Origin of the sequence: Nostoc sp. C117 (assembly GCF_043099735.1) — a bacterium.
In the GTDB taxonomy this organism is placed as follows: Bacteria; Cyanobacteriota; Cyanobacteriia; order Cyanobacteriales; family Nostocaceae; genus Nostoc.
In genome coordinates this window covers 6,039,629-6,054,659 of sequence record NZ_CP170991.1, presented here as the reverse complement: position 1 = coordinate 6,054,659, position 15,031 = coordinate 6,039,629, and the positions used below count along the sequence as shown (strand labels likewise).

The 15,031-nt window shown below is 41.4% G+C and carries 12 protein-coding genes; 9 read left to right on the top strand and 3 right to left on the bottom strand.

What is annotated here, in order from left to right; translation table 11 throughout:
- Positions 1-60 precede the first annotated feature (60 nt).
- A complete protein-coding gene (locus tag ACFG4S_RS26005; RefSeq protein WP_392531824.1) occupies positions 61-354 on the top strand; it encodes a hypothetical protein in 294 nt (97 codons plus the stop codon).
- 297 nt (positions 355-651) lie between these two features.
- Here ACFG4S_RS26005 and ACFG4S_RS26000 read toward each other — a convergent pair whose 3' ends face one another.
- Positions 652-1,749, bottom strand: a complete 1,098-nt coding sequence (locus tag ACFG4S_RS26000) for an ATP-dependent 6-phosphofructokinase (protein WP_392531823.1) — start codon at positions 1,747-1,749, stop codon at positions 652-654.
- 310 nt (positions 1,750-2,059) lie between these two features.
- Between ACFG4S_RS26000 and era the strand changes: the two genes are divergently transcribed.
- Positions 2,060-3,034 carry a GTPase Era gene (gene era, locus ACFG4S_RS25995; protein WP_392531822.1) on the top strand — a complete coding sequence of 325 codons (975 nt, stop codon included), beginning with the start codon at positions 2,060-2,062 and terminating at the stop codon, positions 3,032-3,034.
- Between the two features lie 145 nt (positions 3,035-3,179).
- The gene (locus tag ACFG4S_RS25990; protein ID WP_392531821.1) at positions 3,180-3,857 is read left to right on the top strand and encodes a response regulator; all 678 of its coding nucleotides are present in this window, start codon (positions 3,180-3,182) and stop codon (positions 3,855-3,857) included.
- Positions 3,858-4,032: 175 nt separating this feature from the next.
- Here ACFG4S_RS25990 and ACFG4S_RS25985 read toward each other — a convergent pair whose 3' ends face one another.
- On the bottom strand, positions 4,033-4,362 hold the full coding sequence (locus ACFG4S_RS25985; RefSeq protein ID WP_392531820.1) for a DUF2973 domain-containing protein: 330 nt from the start codon (positions 4,360-4,362) through the stop codon (positions 4,033-4,035).
- Positions 4,363-4,658: 296 nt separating this feature from the next.
- Entirely contained in the window at positions 4,659-4,976 is a 318-nt protein-coding gene (locus ACFG4S_RS25980) for a DUF2605 domain-containing protein (RefSeq protein WP_392531819.1), read from the bottom strand.
- Between the two features lie 392 nt (positions 4,977-5,368).
- Between ACFG4S_RS25980 and thrS the strand changes: the two genes are divergently transcribed.
- The 6 genes from thrS to ACFG4S_RS25950 all read left to right on the top strand — a co-directional run bounded on the left by thrS (position 5,369) and on the right by ACFG4S_RS25950 (position 15,007).
- A complete protein-coding gene (gene thrS / locus ACFG4S_RS25975) occupies positions 5,369-7,246 on the top strand; it encodes a threonine--tRNA ligase (RefSeq protein WP_392531818.1) in 1,878 nt (625 codons plus the stop codon).
- Positions 7,247-7,360: 114 nt separating this feature from the next.
- Positions 7,361-9,049, top strand: a complete 1,689-nt coding sequence (locus ACFG4S_RS25970) for an NAD(P)H-quinone oxidoreductase subunit 4 (protein ID WP_392531817.1) — start codon at positions 7,361-7,363, stop codon at positions 9,047-9,049.
- 485 nt (positions 9,050-9,534) lie between these two features.
- Entirely contained in the window at positions 9,535-11,361 is a 1,827-nt protein-coding gene (locus ACFG4S_RS25965) for a lipoxygenase family protein (protein ID WP_392531816.1), read from the top strand.
- 268 nt (positions 11,362-11,629) lie between these two features.
- Positions 11,630-12,541 (top strand): homoserine kinase, encoded by a 912-nt coding sequence (gene thrB / locus ACFG4S_RS25960; RefSeq protein WP_392531815.1) that lies wholly within the window; start codon positions 11,630-11,632, stop codon positions 12,539-12,541.
- Between the two features lie 94 nt (positions 12,542-12,635).
- Positions 12,636-13,148, top strand: a complete 513-nt coding sequence (locus ACFG4S_RS25955; RefSeq protein WP_392531814.1) for a hypothetical protein — start codon at positions 12,636-12,638, stop codon at positions 13,146-13,148.
- Positions 13,149-13,393: 245 nt separating this feature from the next.
- The gene (locus tag ACFG4S_RS25950) at positions 13,394-15,007 is read left to right on the top strand and encodes an NAD(P)H-quinone oxidoreductase subunit 4 (protein WP_392531813.1); all 1,614 of its coding nucleotides are present in this window, start codon (positions 13,394-13,396) and stop codon (positions 15,005-15,007) included.
- Positions 15,008-15,031 lie beyond the last annotated feature (24 nt).

Sequence of the window (15,031 nt, the reverse complement as noted above, 5' to 3'; positions counted from 1 at the left end):
GCGAGCGCATTTATTATTTTGGCATCGCATTTTCTATTTCAGCGAACACATTCATAGATTTTGCGAGCGCATTTATTATTTTGGCATCGCATTTTCTATTTCAGCGAACACATTCATAGATTTTGCAAGTGCATTTGTTATTTTGCCGATGGCGTTTTCTATGTCAGCGAACACATTCATAGATTTTGCGAGCGCATTTGTTATTTTGGCGATGGTGTTTTCTATGTCAGCGAACACTTCATCGATTTTGCAATCGCATTTGTTATTTTGGCGATCGCTAACGACAAGCCGCGTTGCGTCTATGCGTTTGGGTTTGTGGGGGTGCGATCGCTATTCATTCTATACTGGGTGTAATTTCCTGTGTCCCATGTATAACAGCAAGTACATCAATTTGTTTGGGCTTGATGTAATAGATAATTCGATATGAACCTTCAATTAATCAAAGATTTTTCCCAATCTAAACAAGATTTGAAAAAACCAAGTTTCATGTCAAAATTGAAACAAATTAAGATAAATGCTCCAGAGGATTTTGCTAGCAATATTGTATTTATTTTGTAGTCCTGAAGCAAGCTGAAGTCTCTCACAATATCAAATTCTACTAAACTTTGTACTTTGATAGGCACAGCTGTGCTGTGCCTGTACCATGTATGTTTAGTCTCCCAGATAAATACCCATACCACGGGCAGTTTTAACTAAAGTACCGTTAGGATCGACAGCGCTATATTGAGCGATCGCTTCGGTAATTGGTACACTTAATACTTGGCGATTTTGCCAGGTTACCATGCGATCGTATTTATCCTCGGCAATCAGATTAACCGCCGCTACACCAAAGGCTGTTGCAACTAATCTATCCAGTGGTGAAGCTGTTCCACCCCGTTGAATGTGTCCTAAAACCGTGACTCGCGTTTCTACACCAATGTGCTGAATAATTTCATCAGCTAAGTATTCACCAATTCCGCCGTATCGAGATTGACCTAAGCGATTTGTAATCGTCACATTTTCGCCATCTTGAGTCCGAACAGCTTCGGAAACTATTATCAAACAATAATTTTTGCCTTTTTCTTGGCGTTCTTTAATTTTGTGACAAATGTGGTCAACAGTGTAGGGAATTTCTGGAATTAAAATTACATTTGCTCCCCCAGCAATTCCCGCAGCTATGGCTATGTGTCCTGCATCACGCCCCATCACTTCCAAAATCATGACTCGGCTATGACTTGCAGCGGTAAAATGTAACCGATCTAATGCTTCTGTAGCGATATTTACTGCTGTATCAAAACCGATGGCGTGTTCAGTAACGCCAATATCATTATCGATGGTTTTGGGAATTCCCACTAAGTTAATGCCACCTTGCTGGGCGAGGCGGCGCAGAATTGCCAAACTACCATCGCCGCCAATACCAATCAAAGCATCTAAACCTAATTCATGGTAACCTGCAATAATTTCTTCGGAGCGATCGCATAGACTTCCATCCGCCATCGGAAACGCAAAAGGATCGCCTTTATTGGTTGTCCCCAACATTGTCCCACCCGCAGTTAACAGCGAATCAACTCGATCTACTTCTAGCTTTGTGAATTGTGGCGGACGCGTCATTAATCCTAGAGTCGCTTGACGAATTCCCAAAACCTCCCAGCCGTAAGTATTTACAGCACAAGTTACTACAGCCCTAATCACTGCATTTAAGCCAGAACAATCTCCTCCACTTGTAAGGATTCCAATGCGTTTGGGTTCTCCTACATTTTTTGTTGACATTTTGATCCAAATATATTTAGTAGTGGATTAAGCTCAAACCTGGGTTAGTAATAGATTAAATCTAAGCAAAAGCTCTGTAAATGCCAAGGTAATTTTATGTTGGTTTTGTGTCTAAAAACAAAACCAACTCTAAGAATTCAGAATTCTGACTTCTGAATTTTTACAAGTTAAGTTATCTCAGCTGTAAAATATAAGTGTGTAGCAAGTAATAGATTAAACCCTAGAAAAAGCAATCCCCCCCCAAAATGCCAGGGTGATTCTATGTTTGTTTTAAGTTTAAGAAAAAACCAAATTATTCAAACTGTAAAATATGAAGGTGGAGCAAAAGGTGACTAGTATTGATAATTACACCTTCTCTTTTTCAGGAGAAGTAACAATCCCTCAGGCTCCTCCTGATTTCAAATCAGGTTTTATCGGCATTATTGGTCGTCCCAATGTCGGTAAATCTACTTTGATGAATCAATTAGTAGGACAAAAAATTGCCATAACATCACCAGTAGCACAAACTACACGTAATAGGTTGCGCGGTATATTAACTACACCAGAGGCGCAGTTAATATTTGTAGATACCCCAGGAATTCATAAACCCCATCATCAATTAGGGGAAGTCTTAGTCAAAAATGCCAAAATAGCCATTGAATCAGTAGATATATTGCTTTTTGTGGTAGATGGCTCAGTAGCTTGTGGAGCTGGCGATCGCTACATTGCCGAATTGCTCAGTCGCAGCAAAACACCAATAATTGTGGGTGTCAACAAAACCGATCAACAACCCACCGATTCCCAGTTTCTAGATGATAGTTACGCCCAGATGGCTAAGTTACATGAGTGGGAAATCGTAAAATTTTCTGCCAAGACGAGTGCAGGATTACCACAACTGCAAGAATTATTAATCGAACATTTAGAAGTTGGGCCATTATACTATCCGCCCGACTTAGTAACCGATCAGCCAGAACGCTTTATTATGGGGGAATTGATCCGAGAACAAATTATACTCTTAACTCGGGAAGAAGTACCCCATTCCGTAGCGATCGCCATCGACCTAGTAGAAGAAACTCCCAGCATTACCCGTGTCCTCGCCACCATCAACGTCGAGCGGGATTCCCAAAAAGGCATCCTCATTGGTAAAGGTGGAGCGATGCTCAAAGCAATTGGTAGCGAAGCCCGCGAACAAATCCAAAAATTAATTTCTGGCAAAGTTTATCTAGAACTGTTTGTGAAAGTCGAGCCAAAATGGCGACAATCACGGGTAAGTTTAGCAGAGTTAGGCTATCGCGTAGAAGAATAAAAATTGGGGATTGGGGACTTGTACTTAGTTTCGACTACGCTCAACTACCGCAAAGCCGAAGTAGCCGAGGTAGCGAAGTCGAAAGGAGTCGAAGTATTGGGCATTGATTATTAACAAATAACAAATGACAAATGACAAATAACAAATGACTTTAGATACTCACTATCCTTTAAATCTGCCAGCTAACGCTCCCCCCTTACGGGTATTAATCGTAGAAGACGATCCAATGATGCAATTAGGATTAGAACAATCATTAATGGTTCATCCCCAGTTGGAAATTGTTGGACAAGCAGAAGATGGCTATTTGGGAGTCCAAGCAGCACTGCAACTGAAACCTGATTTGGTAGTTATGGATATTGGGTTACCGCGACTTGATGGGATTGCAGCGACACAACAAATTAAAGCAGCGCTACCAGAAACTCATGTGGTAATGCTGACATCTCATCAAACCGAGACAGAAATTATTGCTGCACTATCAAGCGGTGCTGATGCCTATTGTATCAAAGGTGCAAGTGTAGAAAGATTGTTAAGTGCGATCGCTGCCGCAGTTGATGGTGCAGCTTATCTCGATCCGCAAATTGCACGGCGAGTAATTGACAATCTTAAACCACCCTCACCCACCAATAACACCGCCAACTTATCTGTACGGGAATTAGAAGTATTGAAACTCATGGTGGACGGATTGAGTAACCCAGAGATTGCACAGAAACTCTATCTCAGTCCCAACACAGTTAAAACTCACGTCAGAGGGATTATGAATAAATTAGCAGTAGACGATCGCGTACAAGCAGCAGTCGTCGCATTGCGTTCAGGTTTGGTTTAATTACTGAAACTGCTTTTTACACTGAAATTATTAATAGTAGGATAACCTTGCATTAATTTACCAACCTATTGACGCGATCGCCTCAATTTTCAGGATGGTAATATAATTTTCTCGGGGAAAGGTTAAGGATGTAAAAACAATAATAATTTACACCCAAACTCCAAACTCCTAAGTTTTATGCTTCTTCCGAATTTTCTCTTTTGTGCCCTGGAGATGCTTCGTAAAGTGCATCAAGGTGTTGACGTGCATCTTCAACGTTAATTGAACGCATTACCAACAATGGTTCTTTAATTAAGTTGCCGGCACTATCTAATAATTCGGGATGGGGTACAAACTGTTTTTTTGATGAATAATAACCATAGTTGCCTTGATTATTCATTGGCGAGCAATTAGTGGGGTAAGTTCGATCTCGATCAAAACTGAACACGATCAGATTACGAATTAAGTTACCAACAGCTATAAATGCAAGGATTGTAAAAGCAAAGATGTAAAGTAGGTGTAACATTGAATTTTCCTCCAGGGCAGCAATTTTTAAAACTTTATTTTGTAACGCTTTGGTTCCCCGACACTATGGCTTACAGTTAGGCTCACAGTTTTGACAAACATCCAACGCACTTTTTCATGCACTTACATATACATGGAGCGATGTGTCAACCGTTATTTTACTTACGGTAGCATAGGATACATTATTTTGTTAATCTAAACAATCTTAAGAAAATGTTAAGAGTTTTGTACTATTTGCTCGACCACATATAGCGTCTTTCTATCCTAAGCAATCTACTGAAATTTAGCAGATGTGGCTTAGACTTCAGGCGCTTGACGAAAGCGTATTGCTACATTCCAGCATTCTGTTACTAATTGATGCCAAGGCATTAAAGTTGCCATATCAATCCCGACTTGTCCATCAGTAGCACTAAAAAGCATTTTTGCCGTGTTTAGTTCTTCTTGCGCTTGCTTGATCCGTAAGAGCAAGTCAGATTGCTCTTGGTTACTCATAAATGAGAGTTGCTGGGTTTCCAGTAAGTCGCGCGATCGCGTAAACCAATACTGAAAATCATCCAGCAGGGGTTCTAAAACAGTTTTGAGCAACTGAGTCCCTGGTAAATTAGAGTCTCGCATAAATCAGGAGGATATTTTCAATTTTCTTACTAATATTAACGTTATTCACCTTTCTTAACAATTGTCTTATTATTTTCACACAATTATAAAAAATGTAACGAAAACTACAGATTTTATTATATAGTTTTGCTCTCCGAGTTGTACAGTCCCTTTGGATAGGTGTCTATGGATATAGATGAGGGAGACAAATCAATAGACTTCTTGCAGAAGTCGGGATTAAACTACCGCAAAGCCGAAGTATGGGGAGATGGGGGAGAATAATCACTCCTAACTCAGCACGGGCTAAACCTTAGCTATCCGCTAACAGCACTCTTTTGCCCAATGCCCCATACCCAATGCCGCTATAGTTGAATAAGCTTATAGATTCAGATCAATTTGTAATCACTTCGCCAATGGTTCAGCAGCCAATGTCGCTAAAATTATCATCAAATCCGTCAGAAGAGTCAGAAAAACCTGAAAAAATTTATTTACCGCGTACCAGCGAATCGGAGAAATTAAAAAAGATTCGCCACACTGCTTCCCATGTAATGGCAATGGCAGTACAAAAGCTGTTTCCCAAGGCACAGGTTACAATCGGCCCTTGGATTGAAAACGGATTTTATTATGACTTCGACAACCCAGAACCATTTAGCGAAAACGATCTCAAAACCATCAAGAAAGAGATGGTAAAGATTATTAATCGCAAACTACCAGTGATTCGGGAAGAAGTCAGTCGGGAAGAAGCCGAACGCCGGATTCAAGAAATTAAGGAACCTTATAAACTAGAAATCCTGGCAGATATCAAAGAAGAACCAATCACAATTTACCACTTGGGGAATGAATGGTGGGATTTGTGTGCTGGGCCTCATCTGGAAAACATCAGTGAGTTAAACCCCAAAGCGATTGAATTAGAAAGTGTTGCTGGCGCTTATTGGCGTGGGGATGAAACCAAAGCGCAACTACAACGCATCTATGCGACCGCTTGGGAAAGCTCAGAACAACTTGCTGAGTACAAACGACGTAAAGAAGAAGCATTACGGCGAGATCATAAGAAACTCGGTAAAGAACTGGGATTATTTATATTTTCTGACTTAGTAGGGCCAGGTTTACCCTTGTGGACGCCCAAAGGTACTCTGTTGCGGAGTATTTTAGAAGACTTCCTGAAACAGGAACAACTAAAACGCGGTTATTTGTCTGTGGTAACGCCCCACATTGCCAAAGTCGATTTATTTAAAAAATCTGGACACTGGCAGAAATATAAAGAAGATATGTTTCCCTTAATGGCCGACGACCAAGAAGCGGCCGCACAGGAACAGGGCTTCGTGATGAAGCCGATGAATTGTCCTTTTCACATCCAAATATATCAAAGTGAATTACGTTCCTATCGGGAACTACCGATGCGTTTGGCAGAATTTGGTACTGTTTATCGCTACGAACAATCGGGCGAATTGGGCGGTTTAACGAGAGTACGCGGTTTTACTGTGGATGATTCTCACCTGTTCGTCACCCCAGAACAACTCGATAGCGAATTCCTCAATGTGGTGGATTTGATTTTATCGGTTTTCAATAAACTGCAACTGAAGAACTTTAAAGCTAGACTCAGTTTCCGCGATCCTGCTAGTGATAAATATATCGGTAGCGATGAAGTTTGGAATAAAGCCGAAGGCGCGATTCGCCGTGCAGTTGAGACTTTAGGGATGGAACACTTTGAGGGAATTGGCGAAGCGGCGTTTTACGGACCGAAACTCGATTTTATCTTCAGTGATGCCCTAGAACGGGAGTGGCAATTGGGAACTGTACAAGTAGATTACAACTTGCCAGAACGTTTTGATTTAGAGTACGTTGCTGAAGATGGTTCTCGCAAACCCCCAGTGATGATTCACCGTGCCCCTTTTGGTTCGCTGGAACGGTTGATTGGCATCTTAATTGAAGAGTATGCGGGGGATTTTCCCTTATGGTTGGCGCCAGTGCAAGCGAGATTACTACCAGTGGGTGACGCACAGTTAGATTTTAGTCAAGAGGTGGCAGCAAAGATGCGGGCATTGGGTATCCGTGCAGAGGTGGATACTAGTGGCGATCGCCTGGGTAAACTCATCCGCAACGCCGAAAAAGATAAAATACCCGTAATGGCGGTTGTGGGAGCTAAGGAAGTGGAAACTAACTCTTTGAGTATTCGTACCCGCACTTCTGGAGACTTAGGTAGTATTGCTGTCGATCGAGTTCTGGATAAATTAAAAGATGCGATCGCTAACTTCGATAACTTCTATATTGATGTCACAAGTCCAGATTAATTTCAAATAACAAATAGTAGGCTGGGTAATGCCCAGCTTCAAAAATTATAAAGAAATTGTTACAAAGTTTAGTACAATGACATAATCGACAGATAAGTATTATTTTTTACTGATATGATAGCGGATCGATTTCCCTGGCTTACCGCGATTGTTTTGCTGCCACTCATTGCTTCCCTGCTCATCCCTGTGCTGCCTGATAAAGACGGCAAGATTGTACGTTGGTATGCACTAGGTGTAGGTATGGCAGACTTTGCCTTAATGTGTTATGCCTTTTGGAAGCATTACGACGCGAGTAGTGCTAGTTTTCAACTCGTGGAGAGCTATGCCTGGGTGCCTGAGTTAGGTTTAAACTGGGCAGTATCGGTCGATGGACTTTCATTTCCCCTTGTGCTTCTGGCAGGATTTGTCACCACACTCTCGATTTTTTCAGCCTGGCAGGTTAATCACCGACCCCGCCTGTTTTATTTTCTGATGCTTGTGCTGTATTCTGCACAGGTAGGCGTGTTCGTTGCCCAAGACTTGCTACTATTTTTCATTATGTGGGAAGTCGAGCTAATTCCCGTATACTTACTAGTGTGCATTTGGGGTGGGCAGAAACGTCGCTACGCAGCTACAAAATTCCTGCTTTACACAGCAGCAGCTTCAATATTTATTCTAGTTGCAGCCTTGGCAATGGGTCTATACGGCGGCGGTAATATGTCTTTTGATATAACCGCACTGGGTATGAAGGAATACCCGCTTGGTCTACAATTGCTGCTTTATGCCGGATTGTTGATTGCATTTGGTGTCAAGCTCGCTGTTTTCCCAATGCATACTTGGTTGCCTGATGCTCACGGGGAAGCATCCTCTCCTGTGTCGATGATTTTGGCTGGCGTTTTGCTGAAAATGGGCGGATACGGACTAATTCGCCTAAATCTTGAGATGCTTCCTGATGCACACATTTATTTTGCACCAATTCTAGCCATTCTGGGCGTTGTCAACATTATTTATGGTGCATTGAATTCCTTTGCTCAGACGAATATGAAACGGCGTTTGGCTTATTCGTCGATTTCACACATGGGATTTGTACTGCTGGGTATTGCGTCCTTCACTGATTTGGGAATCAACGGCGCGATGTTACAGATGATCTCGCATGGTTTGATTGCATCGGTGCTGTTTTTCTTGGCGGGTGTTACTTATGATCGCACCCACACTATGGTGATGAAAGATATGGGTGGTGTTGGTCAAGCCATGCCCAAAGTGTTTGCTCTGTTTACAATCTCAGCAATGGCGTCACTGGCTCTTCCCGGTATGAGCGGCTTTGCTGGCGAACTCTCCGTTTTCCTTGGTATCACGACCAGTGACGTTTACAGTTCAACTTTCTCCACTGTCACAGTTTTTCTCGCCGCAGTCGGAGTCATCCTCACACCTATCTATCTACTTTCGATGTTACGGCAGGTATTTTATGGTCAGGGTGCAGCACTTATCTGCGACATTAATAATGCTGGCTTGGAAAATCAAGAAGACGAGGGAACAGTTTGTTTTGGTACAGACTGTTTCGTGCCAGAAGATGCAGTCTACGAAGATGCCAGACCTCGCGAGGTGTTTATCGCTGCCTGTTTTCTGCTGATGATTATCGGCATTGGCTTCTACCCCAAGATGGCGATGCAGATGTACGATGTGAAGACTGTGGCAATTAATGCTCATATTCGCCAATCTTATGCTATAGTCTCCCAAACAAATCCCCAGATTTATGCAAATAGATTGTTGGTTCCGAAAATCTCAGAAACTGAGCTAACACCAATTTTAGGAATTTTGAAGTAACCTGCTACAAATCTATATTCTGTGGAAAAGGGCAATACTACCGATGGGGTGCGGCAACGCTAAATTCGAGAACTTCTAGCAAAAAGTAGGGTGAGCAAATATTTGCCCACCCTTTTGGTTTTATGCCCATGTAGAATGTGTTGATTGTTCCTAGCTCATAATGCAACTAACTTTTTACGGTTCTTGAGTTTTCGGCACTTTTTAGGCGATGTCTGCGGCGGGCTACGCCTACGCTATTTATCAAAGGATAATTTATCAAAGCCTATAGGCGATCGCTATATCAGTAATTATCACTGTAAAAGAAATATTACTTAACAATAAAATAAGTAATTTCAACTAGGTAAATAATCGGAAAATAAAGCATAATTTGAGGCTAAGGTAGTAATGACGTAAGTATCGTTATCAAGGAAATATCACACCTAAAAGACTGGAATCTTACACTTTTACTGCCTTTTTAGTAATTGAGAATCCAGGAATTCTAGATCATGAATTATCCGAAAACAACCACAGTACAAGATTTCACTCCACCCAGCAATAATCAAAGTAATCAAAAAATTTACCAGAACACAGAAAGCCTTTATCAATGGGAGCAGACTTATAAAAACTTACCTGGTCATGTCAAAGGTGTTCCCCAAGGAGAAGGCTTTAGTATAGGAAAAATCATCATTTTCCTTTTTACTGCCATTAAAGGCGTTATAGGTTTACTGACAGCCCAATTTCTCCATCTCTTTCCTTACCTTTGGGATAAATTTAAAAAAGGCGAAATTGTCTTTACAGGTACGGCAGATTTGGGGTTAATCGCAATTTTTTCTGATTTTAATAACTGGAACAACCTAGAAGAATTTAATGAATTTTTTCAACCTTGGACATTTTTCCAAAAGCCAGATGTTGCGAAAAATTGGCAATCAGATATAGAATTTGGTCGGCAACGTCTAAATGGAATGAATCCAGTATTGATACGCAAGTGTAAGCTCGAAGATATTAATCCCATTGGAAATTTCCCAGTTACTAATGAAATCATTAACCCAGTTAAGGGTAAGGATATTGATCTAACAACAGCATTGGTAGAAAATCGTCTGTATATCTTGGAGTATAAAATCTTCGATAAGATTATCACTGCTGACTTAGCAGACCAATTAGGAAGATATTTACAATCTCCAATTTGTCTTTTTTATGTAAATGACCAAAAACAGCTTCTTCCTATTGCCATAAAATTACAGCAAAAAACTGACGGCCAAGACCAAAAATTTAACCAAATTTTCACCCCCAACTCGCTACCTGAACACTGGGCGGCAGCCAAGCTAGCCATAAGTAGTGCTGATGTTGCTCACCAAGGGATGCTTTCTCACTTGCTGAACACACATTTAATTATTGAGCCTTTTGCAGTCAGCACAAACCGAAAACTATCACCGCAACATATTTTGTATCAACTGTTAAAGCCTCACTTTTTCAACACCTTGCCTATCAATAATATGGCTCGTAATGTATTCCTGGGCAGGGGTGGTTTATTTGATAATATAGGCTCCCTGGGTTATACGGGTTCTAATGAACTTTTGAATAGAGGATACAACGATAGAAAACCCAGTTCTGAAGAAACGAATAAACAAGTAAGAGAATTAAAGTTTTACGAGCTAGCTTTGCCGTATGATTTAAGAGAACGTGAGGTTGATGAATTACCAAACTACTACTATCGTGATGATGCATTATTAATCTGGAATGCTATCAAAACTTATGTAGAAGATATTCTGCGACCCCACTACACAAATGATGCAGAAGTCATTGGCGATCGCCAACTTCAAAACTGGAAAGATGAACTGATAAATAATGGCAATATCAAAGGACTACTTCCTGAGAGAGAATCTCAGCAGTTGGATAGATTGGATGATTTAATTGAGATTGTTACCAACATTATTTTTACAGCAACTGCTCAGCATTCAGCTGTCAATTTTGGTCAATATGACTACGCTGCATGGATTCCTAATAACCCATTTGCTGTGTATCAGCCTTTCTTAGATATATTTGAATCTCAAAGTCAAAACAAAGTAACACTCACTCAAAGATTACCAAATCGCTTTCAATCTATTCTGCAAATAGTCCTGGTGAAAGCTTTAACTATAGCGCCTCCATATTCCAGTAAATCTCTTGTGACTTTGACAAATCCTTTCTCTGATCCTGTCGCAAAGCAAGCATTCCAAAAATTCCAAACAAGTCTTCAGGAAATCGAAACTAAAATATCCGTCCGCAATGCGTCTGTTTCTCAACCTTACACTTACCTCCTTCCTTCCCGAATTGCCCAAAGTATTGCTATCTAGGAAAAGCTCATAGTAATTCTCATTTGAATACAACAGAGCGTAGGGGCGCACAGCTAACTGTGTGCCCCTATCTTACACTTAGGTTATTTCACAGATAACCTGAGATGCGTCTAAAATTATATAAACACTCTTTATAATCGTTGACACTTATCAGTCATCAGTCAACCATCATCAGGTAAATGTACCGCTTTTATATGTGACAGCTTACCATATGAACAAATTAACCCTTTACGTGAGATGCTGGTGATTGATTAGGGAGTATTTGCAGATGTCTGTTGTTTCTAGTGTTACTGTTACCGTTCCTGCCACAACTGCTAATTTGGGGCCTGGTTTTGATTGCATCGGTGCAGCGTTAAAACTGTACAACCAATTCAAGTTCACTCGAAGAGAAGAGGGTGGGTTAATTATCATTGTCACAGGTGAAGAAGCTGAACGAGTAGAAACTGATGACAGCAATCTCCTTTATCAAGCATTTATCAGATTTTATCAACATATAGAGCAAACACCGCCAGCGGTGAAAATAGAAATTCAAATCGGTGTACCCTTAGCGAGGGGTTTGGGTAGTTCGGCTACCGCAGTAGTTGGTGGGTTAATTGCGGCAAATCAACTTGAAGGTGCGCCGATGAGTCAGTCGCAATTAATGGAGTTAGCGATCGCAATAGAAGGACATCCCGATAATGTCGTTCCAGCTTTGTTGGGCGGATGCCGGCTAGCTGCTACCAGTGGTGCAGGTTGGGAAATTTGTGATGTTCCTTGGCACAAGGACATCATAGCAATTGTAGCTATTCCTGATTTTGAACTTTCGACTTCAGAAGCGCGGCACGTTCTGCCAACTGAAGTAAGTCGTGCAGATGCGATTTTCAATACTGCACATCTGGGTTTATTGTTACGTGGCTTGGAAACAGGTAAAGCAGAATGGTTAAAGGCAGCTTTGCAAGATAAATTGCATCAGCCATATCGCAAGATTTTGATTCCTGGTTATGATGCTGTCAATTTAGCAGCTGTTGCTGCTGGTGCTTATGGCATGGTAATTAGTGGTGCAGGACCGACACTGTTAGCTTTGACAGATGATTTACACTCCAAGGCTGTGCAAGCGGCAATGTCAGCTGCTTGGCAAGAAGAAGGAATTACAGCTAATGTGCGATCGCTTTCTCTGGATATCCAAGGCGCAAAAAGTTAGAAGATGAGGAGTGTTGACTATTGACTGTTGACTGTTGATTTAGGAGTTCTTTCCTTTCTTTGCCTCATCTCTCTCATCTCCCTCATTTCCCCTTATGGATCAAATTCAGGCTGAAATAACGGCACTTAAATCTCAGATTCAGGCTCTCGAACAAGAACGGGCTACTCTGAATATTAATAATGATGTAATATCTGGCAAAAATGATTCAGCCTTGGCAATGGTTGAGGCTTACCGTCGCCACGCCAGAGAAAATCCCCAATTATCTGCAGAAGTCAAAGGTATCGATGATGCAGTTGCAGCGTTGGAATTGCAAATACAGCAAAAACAAGCCCAATTAGCCCCTCAGCAAATTGAATCAAAACAACTTGCCCAAGAGCGACAGCTAGAGGAAGCGAAAAAAGTAGCTCAGATTCATGCTCAACGGATTAATCAACTTGCAGCAGAATTAGCTACAGAAATCCGTTTACTCAAAGGTTGTGCCGATCATCTCAGTCCCATCTATTGGCAGGTTTATTACAAGCCTTTTATCACTGGGTTCAAGACAATCTCTGTTCCCTATGTCCGCTCAGATCTTGAAGTCTGGACAATTGTCAACCGGATTATTTAACTGAGCAAACACTCATCAACCCAAAATCAGACAAAACCATAATTCAGGACGGTGGCATTGGCTGCCGTTTTTTGTTGACGTTGCAAAACTTTATATTTAGAATGGGCTAGAGTGAGTCCAAATAAGTATTTATTACTATCCAAATCTTAAATTTAATCTTTTCAAAAGCGATCGCGTTTACAAATCTACAAACTGCTTAATATAATGTAATTAAAAGCGAAAAGCGAAATTGATTGTCAGAAGTGATGAATTCTATGGAATTTCCTTGGTTAACAGCCATAGTTATCTTGCCGTTGGTGGCTGCCTTAGCCATTCCTTTAATCCCAGATAAAGAGGGTAAAACTGTCCGTTGGTATGGTTTAGGAGTTGCTTTTGCAGATTTTGCATTGATGGTTTATACCTTTTGGTATAAATATGACTTTCACAGTTCAACACTCCAACTCATAGAAAACTATCCTTGGGTACCGCAGTTAGGTTTGCATTGGGCTGTGGGGGTTGATGGACTATCGATGCCCTTAATACTTCTGACAGGCTTAATCAATACCCTCGCAATCTTCGCGGCTTGGAAAGTTACCAACAAGCCGCGATTATTTTATGGTTTGATGCTAGCGATGTACAGCGCTCAGCTTGGTGTATTTCTCGCCCAAGATTTACTGTTGTTCTTCTTAATGTGGGAAATCGAGTTAGTGCCAGTTTACCTATTAATTTCCATCTGGGGAGGACAAAACCGCCGCTACGCAGCCACCAAGTTTATCCTTTACACAGCTGCCGCCTCGATATTCATTTTGGTAGCGGGTTTTGCAATGGCATTCTCAGGAGATACCATCACCTTCGATATGGCAACTCTGGGAATGAAGGAATATCCCAAAACTTTAGAACTGTTAGTTTACGCAGGTTTCTTAATTGCCTTCGGTGTAAAACTGCCGATTTTCCCCTTGCACACTTGGCTACCTGATGCCCACGGTGAAGCATCAGCACCCGGTTCGATGATTTTAGCTGGTGTGTTGTTAAAAATGGGTGGTTATGCTCTCATCCGCATCAACGTTGAGATGCTGCCTAATGCCCATGTTTACTTTGCCCCAGTGCTAGCGATTTTAGGTGTAGTGAACATTGTCTATGGTGCTTGCTGTGCATTTGCTCAAACTAATCTCAAGCGACGCTTGGCTTACTCTTCAATTGCCCACATGGGGTTTGTACTGATTGGCATTGCCTCCTACACAGAACTTGGTATTAGCGGTGCTGTGCTACAAATGGTTTCCCACGGTTTGATTGCTGCTAGCTTGTTCTTCCTATCTGGTGTAACCTACGATCGCACCCACACCTTGATGATGGATAAAATGGGTGGCATGGCGAAGGTAATGCCCAAAACATTTGCTCTGTTTACCGTTGGTTCAATGGCTTCTCTCGCTTTACCAGGGATGAGTGGCTTTGTCGGTGAGTTGATGGTGTTTCTAGGTATCGCCACCAGTGATGTTTACAGTTCCAGCTTCAAAATTGTAGTCGTCTTGCTGTCAGCAGTTGGCGTGATTTTGACACCGATTTACTTACTATCAATGCTGCGTCAAGTGTTCTACGGTAACCAAAGTCAAGAATTACACTTGGATGCTGGAATATCCGATGTTAAACCCCGCGAATTGTTTATTACTGCTTGTCTGCTGCTGCCAATCATTAGTATTGGATTTTATCCCAAGTTGGCAACGCAGACTTACGATGTGAAGGCAGTGGAATTAGCTACCCATGCTCGTCAAGTTCTACCAGTCGTTGCTCATCAGCAACCATCAAGTCTCTACTCGCGTATTTTTACAGCACCAACTTTGGCTAGTTCTGAAGTGGAAAGTTTAGTTAATATTTCAAAATAAAATGTACATCCTCACAAAGGATGC